The organism is Caproiciproducens lactatisolvens, from assembly GCF_052443335.1.
Classification (GTDB): Bacteria; Bacillota; Clostridia; order Oscillospirales; family Acutalibacteraceae; genus Caproiciproducens.
The window spans coordinates 932819-949668 of record NZ_CP195750.1; the positions used below are offsets into that span (position 1 = coordinate 932819).

The following is a 16850-nucleotide window of genomic DNA, read 5'->3' on the forward strand; positions in this document are numbered from 1 at the left end:
ATCATAACCAGGGAGGAGCATAAAATGTTGCCAAAACAAGAGGTAGTCGCCATGCTGCTTGCCGGCGGTCAGGGCAGCAGGCTGGGCGTACTGACAAAATACCTTGCAAAACCGGCGGTGCCCTACGGGGGCAAATACCGCATTATTGATTTTCCGCTTTCCAACTGCGTAAACTCCGGAATCGAAACGGTGGGCGTGCTGACGCAGTACCAGCCGCTTGTGCTGAACGAATATATCGGAAGCGGCCAGCCGTGGGATCTGGACAGCATCAACGCCGGGGTGCGCGTTCTTCCCCCTTACCAGCGCGGCAGAAAATCGGACTGGTACAAGGGTACGGCGAACGCGATCTATCAGAATATCCCTTACATAGAGCGATATCATCCCGAATACGTCGTGGTGCTTTCCGGCGATCATATTTATAAGATGGATTATTCGAAAATGGTCGCCTACCACAAGGAAAAGGAAGCCGACTGCACCATTGCCGTCATTGAGGTCCCTCTGGAGGAGGCGTCCCGGTTCGGCATCCTCAACACGCGTGAGGACGCTTCGATCTACCAGTTCGACGAAAAGCCGAAGGTGCCGAAGAGCAATCAGGCCTCCATGGGCATTTATGTGTTTACCTGGAGCAAGCTGCGCAAATACCTGGAGGCGGACGAGGCAAACCCGAAATCCTCCAACGACTTCGGAAAAGACGTTCTGCCCGCCATGCTGAACGCCGGCGAGCGGATGTTCGCGTACCGCTTTGAGGGCTACTGGAAGGACGTCGGGACGATCGACAGCCTGTGGGAATCCAACATGGATCTGCTGAACCCGAAAATTCCCCTCGACCTGAGCGAGGAAAACTGGAAAATCTATTCCCGCAACCCTGTCATGCCCCCGCACTATGTCGCCAGCGGTGCGACGGTGCAGAATTCGCTTGTCGCGGAGGGCTGCAACGTGTACGGTGAAATCGACTTTGCCGTGCTGTTTGCGGGCGTCTACATCGCTCCGGGCGCGGTGGTGAAGGACTCCATCATCATGCCGGGTTCCCGGGTGGAGGAAAACGCCATTGTCCAGTACGCGATCGTATCCGAAAACGCCGTGATCGGCAAGGGCGCCGTTGTGGGCGCGCGGCCGGAGGACATTGAAAACAAGGATGAGTGGGGTGTCGCCGTCGTGGGTGACGGCTGTGTCATTGCCCCCGGCACTACCGTGCCGCCGAAAGCGATGATCGACGCCGACACGCTGGCAGGGGAGGCGGAAAAATAATGCGCGGGAACAATGTGCTTGGACTGATTTTTTCAAATGTGCATGAGGAGCGGGTCCGGGAGCTGACCGAAAAACGGACCATGGGTTCGGTGCCGTTCGGCGGCAGATACCGCCTGATTGATTTCCCGCTTTCCAACATGGTGAATTCGGGAATCAACAAAGTCGGCGTGATTACCAAGAGCAACTACCAGTCCCTGATGGATCATCTCGGTTCCGGAAAGGCGTGGGACTTATCCCGCAAAAGGGAGGGGCTGTTTATTCTGCCACCGTTCAGCGGGGAGTGCAGCGTGTCCAACAGCCGGATAGAATCCCTTTCCTCCATCAGTACTTTCCTTTCCAATTCAAGGGAAGAATTTGTGATCGTCTCCGACAGCGACGTAGTCTGCAATATCGATTTTACCGACGTGATGTCCTCCCACCTCAAGCATAACGCGGATATTACGGTCGTTTACCGTTCGGGGAAGCTGCCGGAAAAAATCTGCGACCCCACGGTCTACACCATCGACCCGGACAACCGCGTACGCGACATGCTTATCAACCCGCGCGCCGACGGCGAGTGCAACTATGGCCTGAGCATGCTGCTGATGAAGCGCGAAACCCTGATGAAGATCGTCGCGGACTGCGTCAGCCGCAACCTGTATAATTTCAAGCGCGACTTTCTCCAGCGCAATATTTCCAATTACAGGGTTTTCGCCTATGAATTCAAGGGCTTTACCCAGACGATCTGTTCCATGAATTCCTACTTCGACGCCAACATGTCCCTGATGCTGCCGAAGGTACGGTCGGAGCTGTTCAACGCCGACCGGCCGATTTTCACGAAGGTGCGCGACGATATGCCCGCGCGTTACGGGCTGGGCTCCATTGTCACCAATTCCCTGATTGCCGACGGCTGCGTGATCGACGGCACGGTGGAAAACTGCGTGCTGTTCCGCGGCGTCCGCGTCGGCAAGGGGACAAAGCTCGAAAACTGCGTGGTCATGCAGGACAGCGTCATCGGCCCGAACTGCAGGCTCAACTATGTCGTCATGGATAAGGACGTCGTCATTAAAAACGACCGTTCGCTCCTCGGCTTCCAGTCCTATCCCGTTTTTATCAGCAAGGGCAGCGTGGTCTGATCGGAACCGACATTTCAGTTAGGGAGGCTTAAAAATGAAAGTATTATACTGCACCAGTGAAGCAAGACCCTTTGCAGCCACCGGCGGGCTGGGGGAGGTGGCGGGTTCCCTGCCGCAGGCGCTCCGGCTCCGGCTGATCGGCTGCCGCGTGGTGATGCCGCTTTACGAGGATATTCCGCAGGAGCTGCGGGAAAACATGAAATTTATCACGAGCCTTTCCGTGCCGGTCGCCTGGCGACGCCAGTACTGCGGCGTGTTTGAGGCAAAGGCCGGCGGGGTGATCTACTATCTGATTGACAACCAGTACTATTTTAAGCGCCACGGCCTGTACGGCCATTACGACGACGCGGAGCGCTTTGCGTTCCTGTCGCGCGCGGCTCTTGAAATGCTTCCGTATATTGATTTCAGACCCGACATCATTCACTGCAACGACTGGCAGTCGGCGCTGATACCGATCTATTTCAGCATCTTTTATGCAAATAATGACTGGTACAAGGGCATAAAAACGATTCTGACGATCCACAATATTCAGTATCAGGGCAAATACGGCAAGGAGCTGGTGGAGGACGTGCTGGGAATTCCCAAATCGGATATGCCGGTTCTGGAGTACGACGACTGCATCAATATGCTCAAAGGCGCGATCGAGAGCGCCAACCGCGTCACCACGGTCAGCCCGACCTATGCGCGGGAAATCCTCGATCCGTGGTTTTCCCACGGCCTCGACAGTATTTTAAAGGCGCGCGAATGGAAGATTTCCGGCATCCTGAACGGGATCGACACGGTCAGCTACGACCCGGCCAACGATCCGGAGCTCTACGCCCCCTATTCGGCGGAGGACCCTTCCGGCAAGGCGGAGAACAAGAGAAAGCTGCAGGAAAGGCTCGACCTGAATCAGGAGCCGAATACGCCGCTCATCGGCATGGTGACACGGATGGTTTCCCACAAAGGGCTGGACCTTGTCAAGGAAGCGCTCGACCAGCTGATGCGGGAAACGAACACGCAGTTTGTGATTCTGGGCTCCGGCGACTGGGAATACGAGAATTTCTTCCGGGAAATGCAGAACCAGTACCCCGGCAGGCTCTGCGCCTGCTTCGGTTTCATACCCGAGCTTTCGCGCAAGATTTACGCCGGCTCCGATATCTTCCTGATGCCGAGCAGGAGCGAGCCCTGCGGGCTTGCTCAGATGATTGCCCTGCGCTACGGTTCCGTCCCGGTCGTCCGCGAAACGGGTGGGCTGAAGGATTCCATCAGGGACAGCGGCGACGGGGAAGGCAACGGCTTTACCTTCCAGACCTATGACTCCGGCGATATGCGGTGCGCAATCAACCGCGCGCTGGAAGGCTACGCCAATCCGGAGGGATGGAGCATTCTGGTGGAACGCGCCATGAAATGCGATTTCAGCTGGGGACGTTCCGCAAACGAATACATTCGCCTGTACCGGGAACTGATGAAAGAAAATCAATCCTGACCGCTCCGCTGGCTGCCGGCATCGGCGGGTCGGACTGATGGGGAACAAAGATGAAACAGACAGGATATCAAAAGAACAGGAAAATCCTTTTTACAGCAGCGGGAGTCGTTCTGGCTCTCGCTGCAGTGTTTTGGGTTTACACACAGGGAAATCCTTTTCTGCCGGGTGCTTCGTCCGGGGAAAAGGTCTCCTCTGCGGCCGGTTCCGCGGGGGAACCCTCCGGCCCGTCAAACCCGGCCACGGGCAGCTCGGCCGTTCCGGCGTCAAGCAGCCCGGCCGTGTCGCCGCTTGACGGGATTTTCGCCGATTACGGCGTGCCCGCCCAAAAGAAGCTTATGTTCATGAGCCTGAAGGAAAAGGTTGGGCAGGTGTTTGTTTTCCGCTGCCCCCAGACGGGAGCGGCCAAAGCCGCCGCCGACTATCAGCCGGGCGGGTACTGCCTGATGGCTTCGGATTTCAGCGGTAAAACCACGGCGCAGGTGCAGGCTACGCTCAAATCCTATCAGGACGCAAGCAAAGTCGGGATGATTCTCTGCACGGACGAGGAGGGAGGCACGGTCGTCCGCATCAGCAAGTATCCGGCGCTCAGGAAAACTGTGTTCCGGTCCCCGCAGCAGGTGTTCCGGCTTTCCGGCCTGAACGGGATTTATGACGATACCGTGCAGAAGGCCCAGCTTCTGAAAAAGCTCGGACTGAATCTGAACCTCGCGCCCGTATGTGATGTTTCCACCGATCCTTCCGATTTTATTTACAGCAGGACGTTCGGCAAAAACGCCTCCAAAACGGCGGACTTTGTCAGGGTATCGGTCAGTGCGTACAACAGCCAGAACCTGTCCTGTACGCTCAAGCATTTCCCCGGCTACGGCAACAATCGGGACACCCACACCGGGATTGCCTACGACAAGCGTGGTTACAGCGTGTTCCAGAAACAGGACTTTGTTCCATTTCAGGCGGGAATCGACGCGGGCGCGCAGTGCGTAATGGTTTCGCACAATATCGTGAACTGCATGGATCCGTCCCGTCCGTCCTCGCTTTCGCCGAAGGTGCACGAGATCCTGCGCAGGGAATTGGGTTTTACGGGCGTCATTATGACCGACGACCTTTCCATGGGCGCCATCACCGATTTTACAGCGGGGAAAAGCCCTTCCATCGCCGCCTTTACAGCGGGAAACGATATTGTGCTGTCCTCCGACATGGCGCGGGATTTCAACGCGCTGTACGCCGCGGTGCAGGACGGGACCGTCAGCGAACAGCGGCTTGACGAAAGTGTGCTCCGTATCCTTGCATGGAAGTATAAAATGGGTATAATATAAAAGAGAGTATTACGGAAGGATCTGATCAATTGAACTTAACGGAAGAAGAAAAAAATATCCTGACGGAGATCAGGGATTCACAAAGATATCCGATTGTGCGTTTGGAGCTGCACAATTCCGAAAATGAGGAACTGGTTTCCATTGCGCTCAATTATGTGAGGATTACCGACGAAGAGGATTCCATGGAGACGGTCAAGGCGCGTTCCGCCGCGCTGAAAAGCCTGATGGAAAAGGGCCTCGTTTTTATCGACTATACGGTGCGCGTATGGGTTTCGGGCGATTATGACGTTTATTACAAGAGCAAAATCTACGAGCTTTTGTGCCGGACCGTGCTGGAGGGCGCAAAGCAGCCCGGTGCGGTCTTTAATCTGCCGTATATGAGAAAGGGCTACGCTACCCTTACCTTCAAAGGAATAAAGGAAGCCCGGAAGAAGTAGAAATACAAAAAACCGGCCCGCCAATGCCTGGCGGGCCGGTTGCAATTTCAGTCGGATATGATATAATTTATTTAACGGGCTTTTTCGCGCCCATCAGCGCTTCGGCATTTTGAATCAGATTAAACAGCGAGCTGGAAAACAGCGGGTACTCTTCGGAGATTTTTTCCGGTGAAAGCACGGGCAGATTGGTTTTTCCCAGCCCTTCCATCCCGTCAGCGTTTTCCCCGCTCGCCAGACAGGCCGCGTTGGAATACGCGATTTCCATCGCCGCGCCGGAACGCCCGTCACTCAGCTTCTGCGGAACTGAAAAAAGGCCCTGCGGATTTTTCGGGTTGGCGGAATACAGAAGCCGGAAGCTCCTGTAAACGGAAATATTGAGGTATGCCGACACTTCCGAGGTCAGCGACTTGTTTTGGCACTTTTGCAGCGTGCTGAAAATAATATTCATTGAATTCGCAAGCAGTTTTTTGTTCAAAACGGGCAGCAGGCTGCCTTTCAGAATATTCTCCTTGCCGATGGCGTCCGGCTCCGGAATATCGTCCACCTTAATGGTGGCCCCGCTGCGGTGCGGAGTCCTTCCGAGGAGATAATCGCAGGAAACGTCATAAAAATCAGCGGCCTTTACCACAAAGTCCAGCCCGCATTCACGGATTCCCTTTTCGTAGTGCGAAAGCAGGGCCTGAGAAACATCCAGTTCCTCGGCCGCCTTTTTCTGGCTTAATCCGCGTTCTTTACGCAGCAAAGTAATAATTCTTGGGAAACTGCTATTCATTGAACTATCCCCTGTGTCGAAATATGGAAAAATTAACGCCTTGTAAAGTATATAACAAATATAACGCTTTGTAAAGCCGCTATATATCGTGTCTTTTCGCTCTGCGCCTACATGTATCTGGGAATTTTGCGTTTGTCAAGACCAAAGTCAGAAAAATCTTAAGGAGCCGAAAAATGAAATCTTACACTATCCATTTAATCCGTCACGGAATTACGGCGGGAAATCTTCTGGGCCAGTATGTGGGGCGTACCGATTTGCCCCTTGCCCCGGAGGGGATCGCGCAGCTTGAGGACCTGAAACGGCACAGCTCCTATCCGCCCGCTCAGGTGTTCTACTGCAGCCCGCTTCAGCGCTGCCTGCAGACCCTGCAGATCCTCTACCCCGGCGCGCAGCCGACGGTGGTCGACGGCCTGCGCGAATGCGATTTCGGCGACTGGGAGGGAAAAACCGCGAAGGAAATTGCGGCGGAGGATGAAAGCTTTACTCATTGGGTGGGGAGCGGAGAGATCGTGACCCCTCCGAACGGGGAATCCGGCGGCGTTTTCATGCAGCGGGTCTGCTCCGCGTTTGAGTCGATCGTACAGGAAATGATGCGTTCCGGAACGAGCAGCGCCGCGTTGGTCGCCCACGGGGGCAGTATAATGTGTATCCTTTCCGCCTACGGCTTGCCGCGCGCCAATTTTTACGACTGGATGACCAGCAACGGCTGCGGGTATTCCCTGCGGATTACGCCGGGCCTGTGGATGCGTTCCATGGTAGCCGAGGTATACGAAACGATTCCCCCGCGGAAAAAATCCGAGCAGAACAGCGAGCGGCTGGTCATCGACCTTGCGCGCGAGGCTGCCGACCGCGCGTTTGGAAAAAAGGAGCAGGAATAAAATTTAATCCTTGACAAAGGGACCCGCATAAAATATAATAGTAAATAATTTAATATGCAAAAGCGATGAAGGGAAAAAGACATCGGCAGAAGCATTGCAGAGAACCGGCGGTTGGTGCGAGCCGGCGCGGAGGCCTATGTGTATAGCTCATCCCGGAGCCGCCGTCTTCGATGTGAAAACGGAGAAGCGGACGCAGTGGCAGCGTTAAAGGCCGGAGCCTTGTTAGAGGTTTGCCGAGGGTTTCCGCTTTGCGGAGCCGAATTTGGGTGGTACCGCGGATTTGTTTATTCGCCCCGAACACAGAATTCTGTGTTCGGGGCTTTTTTTATTTATTTCACCGATCAACTGATCAATTGACAAAGGAGTGTTGGATGATGTTTGAAGGCTGCAAAAAGTATATTCCGTTTCAGCCGATCAGCCTGCCGGACCGCCAATGGCCCGACAAAGTCATTACGAAAGCGCCGGTCTGGTGCAGCGTGGATATGCGGGACGGCAATCAGGCCCTGATTGACCCGATGAATCTTGAGGAAAAGCTGCTGTATTTCCAGACCCTTGTGGATGTCGGGTTCAAGGAGATTGAAATCGGGTTTCCGGCCGCGTCGAAGACGGAGTACGAAATCCTCCGCGCGCTGATTGAGCAAAACCGGATTCCGGACGACGTGACCATCCAGGTGCTGGTCCAGGCAAGGCCGCATTTGATTTATAAGACCTTTGAAGCGATCAAGGGCGCGAAGAACGTTATCGTCCATTTTTATAATTCCACCTCCACTTTGCAGCGCAAGGTGGTTTTCCGCACCGACATGCAGGGTGTTATCGAGATTGCCGTGGAGGGCGCAAAGCTGATCAAGAAACTCACCGACGAGGAAATCGCGAAAAGCGGCGCGAATATCCGCTATGAATATTCCCCGGAAAGCTTCTCGGGGACCGAGATCGACAATTCCGTGCTGATCTGCGAAAAGGTGATGGAGGTGCTCGGCTCCACGCCGGAGAACAGGCTGATTCTGAACCTGCCCAATACGGTCGAGATGAGCACCCCGAACTGCTACGCCGACCAGATCGAATATTTCTGCCGGCATCTGAAAAACCGCGAAAGTGTCGTTATCAGTCTGCACCCTCACAACGACCGCGGCACCGCCACGGCGGCGACCGAGCTGGGCCTGATGGCGGGCGCGGAAAGGGTGGAGGGCACCCTTTTCGGCAACGGAGAACGCACCGGGAACGCGGATGTGATGGTGGTCGCCATGAACATGTACTCCCAGGGAGTGGACCCCGGACTCGATTTCTCCAACATGCGCGCCGTTCAGGAGGTCTTTGAAAAATGCACCAAGATGAAGATCCACGAACGCCATCCCTATGTGGGCGATCTGGTGTTCACGGCGTTTTCCGGCTCCCATCAGGACGCGATCAAAAAGGGCGTCGAGTATATGGCGAAAAACGGCGGCGGCTACTGGGAAGTGCCGTATCTGCCGATCGACCCCGCCGACGTCGGCCGCGAGTACGAGCCGATCATCCGCATCAACAGCCAGTCCGGCAAGGGCGGCGCCGCGTTTGTGATGCAGCAGAGCTTCGGCTACGAGCTGCCCAAAGCGATGCATCCCGAATTCGGTACGATGGTCAAGGCCGCCTGCGACGAAGCGGGCCGCGAGCTTCAGCCCGATGAGATTTTCGGCATTTTCCGCAGGGAATTTCTCGAAGTCAATGCCCCGTACAATCTCAAGCAGTATAAGCTTTACGAGGAAAACGATATCAGCGGGGACACACAGGTCCATTTCGACGGAGTGATCCGATTCCGGCACGAGGACCATGCCATCAGCGCCAGCGGAAACGGGCCCGTCAGCGCATTCTTTAACGCGCTCAAATCCGTCGGCATCACCGACTACCAGTTCGTTTCCTACCGTGAGCACGCCATTTCCAGCGGCGCGGACAGCAAGGCGGTTTCCTATATTCAGCTGACCGCGCCGGACGGCAGCCCGGCCTTCGGCGTAGGCGTCGACAACAATATCAGCCTTGCTTCCATCAAAGGCATCATCTGCGCGATCAACCGCACAAAGAATGCCGCCGTAAAAGAATCTTAAAGGGGGAACCACAATGAAAAGCTATCAAATCGTCCTGCTGAAAGGCGACGGGATCGGCCCGGAGATCGTAACCCAGGCCGTGAAGGTGTTGAACCGCGCCGCCGGCCGGTTCGGATTTACCGTTTCCTATAACGAAGCGCTTCTGGGCGGCTGTGCGATCGACGCGGCCGGGGTGCCGCTTCCGCCGGAAACGATTGAAAAATGCAAAGCCGCCGATTCCACGCTGCTCGGCGCGGTCGGCGGCCCCAAATGGGACACGGTGCCAGGCAATCTGAGGCCGGAGGCGGGCTTGCTGGGCATTCGCGGCGCGCTTGGGCTTTTCGCCAATCTGCGCCCCGCCAGGATTTTTGAACAGCTGCGCGGGGCATCCCCCCTGAAAGCGGAGATCATCGGCGACGATCTGGATATCATGGTGGTGCGGGAGCTGACCGGGGGCATTTATTTCGGCGAGCGGGGCCGCAGGACGGTCAATGGCTTCGAGGCCGCGTACGACACCGAAATGTACTCCGTTCCGGAAATTGAGCGTATTGCGCGCGTGGCCTTCCGCATGGCGCAGAAGCGCGGCGGCAGGCTTTGCAGCGTAGACAAGGCCAACGTGCTGGAATCCTCCAGATTGTGGCGCGCAACGGTTGAAAGAATCGGGAAAGAAGAGTATCCTGATATAGAACTGTCCAATCTGTATGTGGACAACTGCGCCATGCAGCTTGTCCGAGACCCGAAACAGTTCGATGTGATCGTCACCTCCAACATCTTCGGCGATATCCTTTCCGACGAAGCGTCCATGATCAGCGGCTCCATCGGGATGCTGGCCTCCGCCAGCCTGAGCGAAGGAAAATCCGGCCTGTATGAGCCCATCCACGGCTCCGCGCCGGACATTGCCGGGACGGGAAAGGCCAACCCGCTGGCGACCATTCTTTCCGCCGCAATGATGCTTCGCTATTCGCTGGACGAACCGCAGGCGGCGCAGGCAATCGAGGACGCCGTATCCGAAGTGCTGAAAACGGCCCGTACGCCGGACATCTATACGGAAGGGATGCGGCAGGTCACCTGTGAGGAAATGGGCGATCTGGTCTGCGGGCTGCTGTAAATAAGAGATTCTCTCCTATGTCAACGGCGGAAAGAATTCCTTTGGTTTTTCTAAAAATTGTTATCGTATGGGAGCATGGAAATGCACGGAACAGAGGCTTTGACATTTAAAAAGGGCCTGAAAGACGGACTGCCGATCTGCCTGGGGTATATCAGCGTTTCCTTCACGTTTGGGATGATGGCGACGCAGGGCGGGCTGCCGCTTTGGGCGGTGATGCTGATTACCATGAGCAACATGACCAGCGCGGGGCAGTTTGCCGGGACCGAGCTGATTTTGTCGGGCGGGCATTACATAGAGCTTGTCGTAACCACTTTTGTCATCAACATCCGCTATATGCTGATGTCCCTTTCCCTTTCCCAAAAAGTGGACGGTGCCATGACCTCTTTGCAGCGGCTGGTCCTTTCCTTCGGCGTAACCGATGAAATTTTCGCCGTCGCCATGAAGCAGGACGGAAGTGTCGGCGCGCGGTATCTTCTGGGGCTGATTCTGACTCCTTACACCGGCTGGACGCTGGGGACCCTGCTCGGCGGCACCGCCACCGGCCTGCTGCCGGTCAGCGTCCGCACCGCGCTGGGCATCGCGATCTACGGGATGTTCATCGCCATTATCATTCCGCCCGCAAAGCATACGCGCCCCATTGCCTTGGCCATCGCCATCGCGGTGGTTTTAAGCTGCCTTTTCCGGTGGACGCCCTTCCTGAACCGGATTTCCGGCGGATGGGTCATCATCCTCTGCGCGGTGATCGCGTCGGCCTATGCCGCGCTGCGCTACCCTGTGGACGACCCGGAGGTGCAGGAATGAATTACCCGAGAATTTTGATCTGTACCTTTCTGATGGCGCTGGTCACCTATATCATCCGCATGCTTCCGCTGGCGATCTTCAGGAAGAAGATTCACAACCGTTTTATCCGGTCGTTTCTGGCTTATGTGCCTTACGCCGTGCTTGCGGCCATGACCTTCCCCGAAATTCTGTACTCCACGGGGAATCCGTATTCCGCGGTGTTCGGCCTTGCTGCGGCCCTCGTCCTTGCGTATAAGGGAAAAGGCCTTCTTACCGTTGCGCTTGGCTCCACCGCCGTTGTTTTTGTTGTGGAACAGATCATGAACTTCTTTACATAAAAAATGCCGCTGCGACATTGCAGCGGCATTTTATTATAGTATCAGTATCCGAATTTTCCGCTCAGGGATTCGTCGTTGTCCACCCATTCCTGCACATAAACGGAGGAGAAGGTGTTTTTCGTGTTCCGCGCAACCACGCGCGTGATTCCGGCATTGATAATCAGCCTTTTGCACATGGAACAGGGGGAAGCGTTTTCCACGTATCCGCCCGTCTTGGCGTCCTTTCCCACCAGATACAGCGTGCTGCCGATCATATCGCGGCGGGAGGCGCTGATAATGGCGTTGGCCTCCGCATGGACGGAGCGGCAAAGCTCGTAGCGTTCCCCGCGCGGAACCCCCAGCGTTTCGCGCACACAGACGCCGGTATCGATACAGTTGCGGCGGCCGCGGGGCGCCCCCGTGTATCCGGACGATACGATCTCGTCATGCTGGACGATAATCGCGCCGAAATTCCGGCGCAGACAGGTACCGCGCTCCGACACGGTTTCAGCAATATCAAGGTAATAATTTTCTTTGTCCGTACGGTTCATTTTCATGCCTCCCAGTCCTTTATGATAGCAATTCCATTTCAGTTTGCGAACCAAAACACGTTCCTCCCCCGCCGAAGGCGGGGGAGGAACGCAACCTTGTTGCAGAATCAACTGGAAATGTTATAGTAATCCTATCATATTGTATTTTCGACAGATAATCAATGGAAATGTGGGAATTTGTATGATATAATCAAGAAATAAAAGAGTAAGCAAAAAAGATATGGGGACAGGAAATGGATTTATCGGATATCAGAGTCATTAAAAATATACTGGCGCGTCACGGCTTCCACTTTTCCAAATCGCTGGGGCAGAATTTTCTGATCAACCCGGAAATTTGCCCGCGCATGGCGGCCGAGTGCGGCGCGCAAAAGGGAGTCGGCGTGCTGGAAATCGGGCCGGGCGTGGGGGTGCTGACCGCGGAGCTCGCCAAGCGGGCGGACAAGGTGGTTTCCGTAGAGCTGGACAAAAGACTGCTGCCGGTTCTGGACGACACGCTTTCCGGGTACCGCAATATCAAAATCGTGAATGAAGATATTTTAAAGGCCGATCTCAGGAAGCTGATCGAAACCGAGTTCCCCGTCGGGGAAACGGCCGTTTGCGCCAATTTGCCTTACTATATCACTTCGCCGGTCATTATGCGGCTTCTGGAAGAACGGCTGCCGATCCGCTCCGTGACGGTCATGGTGCAGAAGGAAGCGGCGGAACGCCTCTGCGCCCTGCCGGGAACCCGTTCCTGCGGCGCGGTGAGCGCGGCGGTGCGTTACTTTGCCGAGCCGGAGGTCCTTTTTGAAGTGAACCGGGACAACTTTTTTCCGCCGCCAAACGTCGATTCGGCGGTCATCCATCTGAAAATCCGCAAAGAGCCGCCGGTAAAAATCAACAGGGAAAAGGACTTTTTTGCCCTTGTCAAGGCGGCTTTCGGCCAGCGGCGCAAAACGGTGCTCAATTCCGTCGCCGCCGGGCTTTCGCTGGACAGGGCAGTGGTAGTCGCGGCGCTGGAAAGGGCGGGAATTGTCCCGAACGCGCGCGCGGAACAGCTTTCCATGGAGCAGCTCGCGGCGCTGTCCAACGAAGTATTTTTGTAAAATAAGGGAGGGCTTTTTATGAGCGACGGAAAACTTGCGGTTCTGTTTTTTGAAGCCGGCATCGTATTGACGCTGATTTCCATGGTGCTCGGTCCGTTTGAAATTACCGGATGGGCGCTCGCCTGTGCTTCCGTGGCCTGTTTTGTCGCGCTGGCCGGAATGTATCTTGCTTTCTGCAGCTGGAACGAGCCCGATGAGGAAGACGAACCGCCGCCGGAAGAGCCTCATGACACAGAGGCGCATGAAAAATAAAATTTCAAGATAAAAAACCGGAAGCGTTGCGCTTCCGGTTTTCTGATATTTTTAATAAACAATCGCGCCGTATTTCGCCGCGAGCGGCTCGATCAGGTCGGTTTCAATCGGGCAGGCAGAATCGACGATCAGCCGGCCCTGAAAATACCGGAGCGCCGCGTCGAGCACCGGCAGGCTGTCACAGTACACGGCAATGGGCAGGCGCGTCATCGTGCTGTTTTCGCTCAGCAGCATCGCGTCGTCCAGACTGCTGACCATCACTAACGCCGCGGTAACCTGCTCGTCGTCCAGATCGATCAGGTCTTCGCCGAGCGAGCTGGTACAGGCGATCGGTTCGCTGAATACGATGTCGTCCCCCAGAAAAAACGCTTCCCGTTCATTTGCGGCGGCGTAGCAGTCCGGTTCTTCCGGAATTTCCGGCGGGCCGAACTCCTTTGCCACCTGCGCCAATGCTTTCAGATGCTCCATGGTACAGCCGCAGCAGCCCCCGACAATCCTCGCTCCCGCATCCATCAGCCTGCGCATCCGGGCGGCGAATTCATCAGGGGAGAGGTTTCCGCTGTTTTCCGGAGAATTCCACATAGGTACCCCGGTGCTCGGCTTGGCGATGATCGGAACGCTGATATGCGGGGCAACCTGTTCCACATGCTCCAGCATGTGCTCCGGCCCAAAGGAGCAGTTCAGGCCGATGGCGTCCGCCCCCATGGCCTGAAGGGTGATCACCGCGGGCAGAAGACTTCCTCCCGTGAGGGTGTGTCCGCTTTCATCCACGGTGATGGTCACGAAAACCGGCAGATTGGTCGTTCTGGCGGCAAGCACCGCCGCGCGCATGTCGGCGAGCGAGGTCTGCGTTTCGATCGCGATAAAATCGACCCCCGCGTCGTCCAGCGCACGGATCTGTTCGCGGTAAATGTCATAGATGTCGTCAAAATCCGATTCGCCGAACGGCGGTACGAACAGGCCGGTGGGGCAGACGTTCCCGCCCACCAGCAACCCGGCGGGCTTCGCAACGCTTTGGGAAAGCGTTACCAGCTTCTGATTGATGTCCGCGACTTCCGCTTCCAGACCGTAGCTGCTCAGGCAGGCCCGGTTTGCGCCAAAGGTCGGCGCATAGACCGCCTGTGCGCCCGCTTCGATAAAGCCGCTTTGCAGCTTTGTGAGCCTTTCGGGATTTTCCAGAATCCATTTTTCCACACAAACGCCGCCCGGCATTCCGGCGGCGGCCAGATTCGTGGCCGTAGCGCCATCCAGCAGCAGGGGAAGATGAAAAGGGAAACTCATTTGTTCTTCATTGCTCCTAACATGTTCAGCCTGCTTACATGCTCTCCGGCGCCGAAATCTTAAACATGGAAAGCACGTTGCAGATCACAGTGGAAACCGCGCCGCACAGGTACATCCTGGCGGCGGTCAGACCTTCGTTTTCGCCTTTTACACGGCATGCGTTATAGAATTTATGGAAGAGCGTAGCCAGCGTAATGACGTACCGGGTGATTCTGGCGGGATCGTAGTCCTGCGCCGCCGCCACAATTTCCCCGGTGAAGGAGGAAAGATGCCGGATCAGCTCAATTTCCTCGGGTTCGGTCAAAAGCGCGAGCTCCTCGTCGGTGCAGCCGCGCGGGAGGATTCCCTCGGCGGCGAGCGCCTTGAAGATACTGCAGATTCTCGCCCTGGCGTACTGCACGTAATAAACCGGGTTCTGCGCGTCCTGCTGAACGGCCAGATCAAGGTCGAAATCCATCTGGGAATTGGCTTCCCTCATGTTGAAATAGAACCTTGCGGCGTCCACCGGCACCTCGTCGAGCAGATCGGCCAGCTGAATCGCTTTGCCGGTACGCTTGCTCATGCGCACGACTTCCCCGCCCTTTACGAGTCTTACCAGCTGAATCAGCACGACGTTCAGCTTGCTTCCGTCCAGCCCGACCGCGTCCATGGCGCCCTTCATTCTCGCCACATGGCCGTGGTGGTCGGCGCCCCAGACGTCGATGCAGCGGTCAAAGCCGCGTTTTGCGAATTTGTTTCTATGATAGGCGATATCCGCCGCGAAATAGGTTGGATTTCCGTTCTGCCGGACCAGAACCTCGTCCTTTTCCGCGCCGAAATTCGTCGCGCGGTACCAGAGGGCGCCGTCCTTATCGTAGGTCAGGCCCTTTTCCTTTAGAATCCGGATCGTTTCCTCCAGCTCGCCGTCGTTGTGCAGGCGGCTTTCCAGGAACCACTCGTCGTAAACGATCCCATATTTTTTCAGGTCGGCCTGCATCCTGGCGATATTTTTCGGAAGCGCAAAATCCACCAGAGCCTTTTTCAGCTCCTCGGGGCCGGCGCCAACATAGCTGTCGCCGTGCTCTTTCGCGAATTCGGCGGCCCTTTCGCGGATGTCGTCTCCGTGGTATCCGTCCTCCGGAAATTCGACGGCGTCCTCGCCCTGAAAAAGCTGCAGGTAGCGCGCGGCAAGGGAAGCGCCGAATTTTTCGATCTGGTTTCCCGCGTCGTTTACGTAGAATTCGCGCCATACGTCGTAGCCGGCGGCGTCGAGAACCGCCGCAAGGCAGTCGCCCAGCGCGCCGCCGCGCGCATTGCCCATATGCATGGGGCCGGTCGGATTCGCGGAAACGAACTCGACCATGATTTTTTCCTTTTTGCCAAAATCGCTGCGGCCGTAAGAAGCGCCGCTCTGCGTAATATCCTTCAGAACCTCCGAATAAAAGCGCTGATTCAGAAAGAAATTGATAAATCCGGGACCCGCGATTTCAAAACGGTCAAAAAATGTGCCGTCCAGCGCGATATGCTCCGTGATCAGCTGCGCGATTTTCCTCGGGGCCAAACGAAACGCCTTGGCGGACACCATGGCCGCGTTGGTCGCCCAGTCGCCGTGGCTGCGGTCGGCGGGCACCTCAATGGAAAAAGGGGGCGTTTCCCCCTGGGGCAGACCGCCGGCGGCCTGTGCCTTTTCCACCGCGCGGAGAATGGCGCTTTTCAGTTCACTGGTCGCCTGCAACACTATTTTTGACATCTTTTTTATTTGCCTCCTTGACCGTAATGAAGAGTTCGTTTAAGCTCGATAAATTGGAATTGATATCCAGCGTATAGTTGACTTCCAGATTTCCGCCCAATTCTCCGAGACTGGATTTTACCCTGCTGGTGAAAACACCCACCATCATATTTCCAAAGCCCGTGTCGTACTGGCAGAGGTGCCGCTTCCCGCTTTCCAGAATCAGGCGGGTGCTGTCGGTTCCGCCGCGCATCAGGGTTACTTTTGAGCTGCCGTCCACCTTCAGAACGGAGGTTTGCACCGCGTTGTTGTTGTCCGCGTCGTATTCCTTATACACGATATATTGGCTGTTGCCCTTTTTTACATACGAACCAAGGGTGGTCAGTTCGACTTCGCCGGTTTCGTTGTCTATTTTCTGCCGGCCTTTAATGGAAATCAGGTAATTTTCCAGCATTTGTTTACTCCTTGCAATTTATTCGGTTC

The 16850-nt window shown here is 55.9% G+C and carries 17 protein-coding genes and 1 other annotated feature; of the genes, 12 read left to right on the top strand and 5 right to left on the bottom strand.

Features of this window, described 5'->3' with window-relative positions; all coding sequences use genetic code 11:
* The first annotated feature begins 24 nt into the window (after positions 1 to 24).
* From ACRQV7_RS04490 to ACRQV7_RS04510, 5 genes are read left to right on the top strand one after another with little or no spacing between them, the layout of a single operon-like run.
* Positions 25 to 1248 (top strand): glucose-1-phosphate adenylyltransferase, encoded by a 1224-nt coding sequence (locus ACRQV7_RS04490; RefSeq protein ID WP_275712957.1) that lies wholly within the window; start codon positions 25 to 27, stop codon positions 1246 to 1248.
* Positions 1248 to 2363 carry a glucose-1-phosphate adenylyltransferase subunit GlgD gene (glgD, locus tag ACRQV7_RS04495; protein WP_444659629.1) on the top strand — a complete coding sequence of 372 codons (1116 nt, stop codon included), beginning with the start codon at positions 1248 to 1250 and terminating at the stop codon, positions 2361 to 2363. Before ACRQV7_RS04490 ends, glgD begins: the two co-directional genes overlap by 1 nt.
* Before the next feature lie 34 nt (positions 2364 to 2397).
* Positions 2398 to 3831 (top strand): glycogen synthase GlgA, encoded by a 1434-nt coding sequence (gene glgA / locus ACRQV7_RS04500; protein ID WP_444659630.1) that lies wholly within the window; start codon positions 2398 to 2400, stop codon positions 3829 to 3831.
* Positions 3832 to 3881: 50 nt separating this feature from the next.
* A complete protein-coding gene (locus tag ACRQV7_RS04505; RefSeq protein WP_444659631.1) occupies positions 3882 to 5144 on the top strand; it encodes a glycoside hydrolase family 3 N-terminal domain-containing protein in 1263 nt (420 codons plus the stop codon).
* A gap of 29 nt (positions 5145 to 5173) precedes the next feature.
* Entirely contained in the window at positions 5174 to 5581 is a 408-nt protein-coding gene (locus tag ACRQV7_RS04510) for a hypothetical protein (protein WP_275712951.1), read from the top strand.
* A gap of 67 nt (positions 5582 to 5648) precedes the next feature.
* Here ACRQV7_RS04510 and ACRQV7_RS04515 read toward each other — a convergent pair whose 3' ends face one another.
* Positions 5649 to 6353, bottom strand: coding sequence for a helix-turn-helix domain-containing protein (locus ACRQV7_RS04515; RefSeq protein WP_444659632.1), 705 nt, complete (start codon positions 6351 to 6353; stop codon positions 5649 to 5651).
* A 173-nt stretch (positions 6354 to 6526) separates the two neighbouring features.
* Between ACRQV7_RS04515 and ACRQV7_RS04520 the strand changes: the two genes are divergently transcribed.
* The 5 genes from ACRQV7_RS04520 to ACRQV7_RS04540 all read left to right on the top strand — a co-directional run bounded on the left by ACRQV7_RS04520 (position 6527) and on the right by ACRQV7_RS04540 (position 11511).
* Positions 6527 to 7231, top strand: a complete 705-nt coding sequence (locus ACRQV7_RS04520) for a histidine phosphatase family protein (RefSeq protein WP_444659633.1) — start codon at positions 6527 to 6529, stop codon at positions 7229 to 7231.
* 56 nt (positions 7232 to 7287) lie between these two features.
* Positions 7288 to 7530 (top strand) — a binding site (T-box leader).
* A 75-nt stretch (positions 7531 to 7605) separates the two neighbouring features.
* A complete protein-coding gene (gene leuA, locus ACRQV7_RS04525) occupies positions 7606 to 9306 on the top strand; it encodes a 2-isopropylmalate synthase (RefSeq protein WP_444660210.1) in 1701 nt (566 codons plus the stop codon).
* 13 nt (positions 9307 to 9319) lie between these two features.
* Positions 9320 to 10393, top strand: coding sequence for a 3-isopropylmalate dehydrogenase (leuB, locus tag ACRQV7_RS04530; RefSeq protein ID WP_444659634.1), 1074 nt, complete (start codon positions 9320 to 9322; stop codon positions 10391 to 10393).
* Between the two features lie 75 nt (positions 10394 to 10468).
* Positions 10469 to 11194: an AzlC family ABC transporter permease gene (locus ACRQV7_RS04535; RefSeq protein ID WP_444659635.1), complete on the top strand. Its 726-nt coding sequence runs from the start codon at positions 10469 to 10471 to the stop codon at positions 11192 to 11194.
* A complete protein-coding gene (locus ACRQV7_RS04540) occupies positions 11191 to 11511 on the top strand; it encodes an AzlD domain-containing protein (protein ID WP_275712941.1) in 321 nt (106 codons plus the stop codon). The genes ACRQV7_RS04535 and ACRQV7_RS04540 overlap by 4 nt, the downstream gene beginning before the upstream one ends.
* Positions 11512 to 11552: 41 nt before the next feature.
* Here the strand turns inward: ACRQV7_RS04540 and ACRQV7_RS04545 are convergent, their stop codons facing one another.
* The gene (locus tag ACRQV7_RS04545; protein ID WP_275712940.1) at positions 11553 to 12041 is read right to left on the bottom strand and encodes a deoxycytidylate deaminase; all 489 of its coding nucleotides are present in this window, start codon (positions 12039 to 12041) and stop codon (positions 11553 to 11555) included.
* A 233-nt stretch (positions 12042 to 12274) separates the two neighbouring features.
* Here ACRQV7_RS04545 and rsmA point away from each other — a divergent pair, with 233 nt between their 5' ends.
* Positions 12275 to 13126 carry a 16S rRNA (adenine(1518)-N(6)/adenine(1519)-N(6))-dimethyltransferase RsmA gene (gene rsmA, locus ACRQV7_RS04550; RefSeq protein ID WP_275712939.1) on the top strand — a complete coding sequence of 284 codons (852 nt, stop codon included), beginning with the start codon at positions 12275 to 12277 and terminating at the stop codon, positions 13124 to 13126.
* Between the two features lie 18 nt (positions 13127 to 13144).
* Positions 13145 to 13378, top strand: a complete 234-nt coding sequence (locus ACRQV7_RS04555) for a hypothetical protein (protein WP_275712937.1) — start codon at positions 13145 to 13147, stop codon at positions 13376 to 13378.
* Between the two features lie 51 nt (positions 13379 to 13429).
* On the opposite strand, the gene ACRQV7_RS04560 is transcribed toward ACRQV7_RS04555, so the two are convergent.
* Genes ACRQV7_RS04560 through ACRQV7_RS04570 form a run of 3 tightly spaced genes read right to left on the bottom strand, consistent with a single transcriptional unit; the run spans position 13430 to position 16821 of the window.
* Positions 13430 to 14659, bottom strand: coding sequence for a homocysteine S-methyltransferase family protein (locus tag ACRQV7_RS04560; RefSeq protein WP_275712935.1), 1230 nt, complete (start codon positions 14657 to 14659; stop codon positions 13430 to 13432).
* Between the two features lie 34 nt (positions 14660 to 14693).
* Positions 14694 to 16388, bottom strand: coding sequence for an arginine--tRNA ligase (gene argS / locus ACRQV7_RS04565; RefSeq protein WP_444659636.1), 1695 nt, complete (start codon positions 16386 to 16388; stop codon positions 14694 to 14696).
* Entirely contained in the window at positions 16357 to 16821 is a 465-nt protein-coding gene (locus ACRQV7_RS04570; protein ID WP_275712931.1) for a DUF1934 domain-containing protein, read from the bottom strand. The genes argS and ACRQV7_RS04570 overlap by 32 nt, the downstream gene beginning before the upstream one ends.
* Positions 16822 to 16850: the final 29 nt, after the last annotated feature.

What these genes read in the sequence shown, in the direction of transcription:
- ACRQV7_RS04490 (WP_275712957.1), top strand. Translation starts at nt 25, where the DNA reads ATGTTGCCAAAACAAGAGGTAGTCGCCATGCTGCTTGCCGGCGGTCAG.
- glgD (WP_444659629.1), top strand. Translation starts at nt 1,248, where the DNA reads ATGCGCGGGAACAATGTGCTTGGACTGATTTTTTCAAATGTGCATGAG.
- glgA (WP_444659630.1), top strand. Translation starts at nt 2,398, where the DNA reads ATGAAAGTATTATACTGCACCAGTGAAGCAAGACCCTTTGCAGCCACC.
- ACRQV7_RS04505 (WP_444659631.1), top strand. Translation starts at nt 3,882, where the DNA reads ATGAAACAGACAGGATATCAAAAGAACAGGAAAATCCTTTTTACAGCA.
- ACRQV7_RS04515 (WP_444659632.1), bottom strand. Translation starts at nt 6,353, where the DNA reads ATGAATAGCAGTTTCCCAAGAATTATTACTTTGCTGCGTAAAGAACGC.
- ACRQV7_RS04520 (WP_444659633.1), top strand. Translation starts at nt 6,527, where the DNA reads ATGAAATCTTACACTATCCATTTAATCCGTCACGGAATTACGGCGGGA.
- leuA (WP_444660210.1), top strand. Translation starts at nt 7,606, where the DNA reads ATGTTTGAAGGCTGCAAAAAGTATATTCCGTTTCAGCCGATCAGCCTG.
- leuB (WP_444659634.1), top strand. Translation starts at nt 9,320, where the DNA reads ATGAAAAGCTATCAAATCGTCCTGCTGAAAGGCGACGGGATCGGCCCG.
- ACRQV7_RS04535 (WP_444659635.1), top strand. Translation starts at nt 10,469, where the DNA reads ATGGAAATGCACGGAACAGAGGCTTTGACATTTAAAAAGGGCCTGAAA.
- ACRQV7_RS04540 (WP_275712941.1), top strand. Translation starts at nt 11,191, where the DNA reads ATGAATTACCCGAGAATTTTGATCTGTACCTTTCTGATGGCGCTGGTC.
- ACRQV7_RS04545 (WP_275712940.1), bottom strand. Translation starts at nt 12,041, where the DNA reads ATGAACCGTACGGACAAAGAAAATTATTACCTTGATATTGCTGAAACC.
- rsmA (WP_275712939.1), top strand. Translation starts at nt 12,275, where the DNA reads ATGGATTTATCGGATATCAGAGTCATTAAAAATATACTGGCGCGTCAC.
- ACRQV7_RS04555 (WP_275712937.1), top strand. Translation starts at nt 13,145, where the DNA reads ATGAGCGACGGAAAACTTGCGGTTCTGTTTTTTGAAGCCGGCATCGTA.
- ACRQV7_RS04560 (WP_275712935.1), bottom strand. Translation starts at nt 14,659, where the DNA reads ATGAGTTTCCCTTTTCATCTTCCCCTGCTGCTGGATGGCGCTACGGCC.
- argS (WP_444659636.1), bottom strand. Translation starts at nt 16,388, where the DNA reads ATGTCAAAAATAGTGTTGCAGGCGACCAGTGAACTGAAAAGCGCCATT.
- ACRQV7_RS04570 (WP_275712931.1), bottom strand. Translation starts at nt 16,821, where the DNA reads ATGCTGGAAAATTACCTGATTTCCATTAAAGGCCGGCAGAAAATAGAC.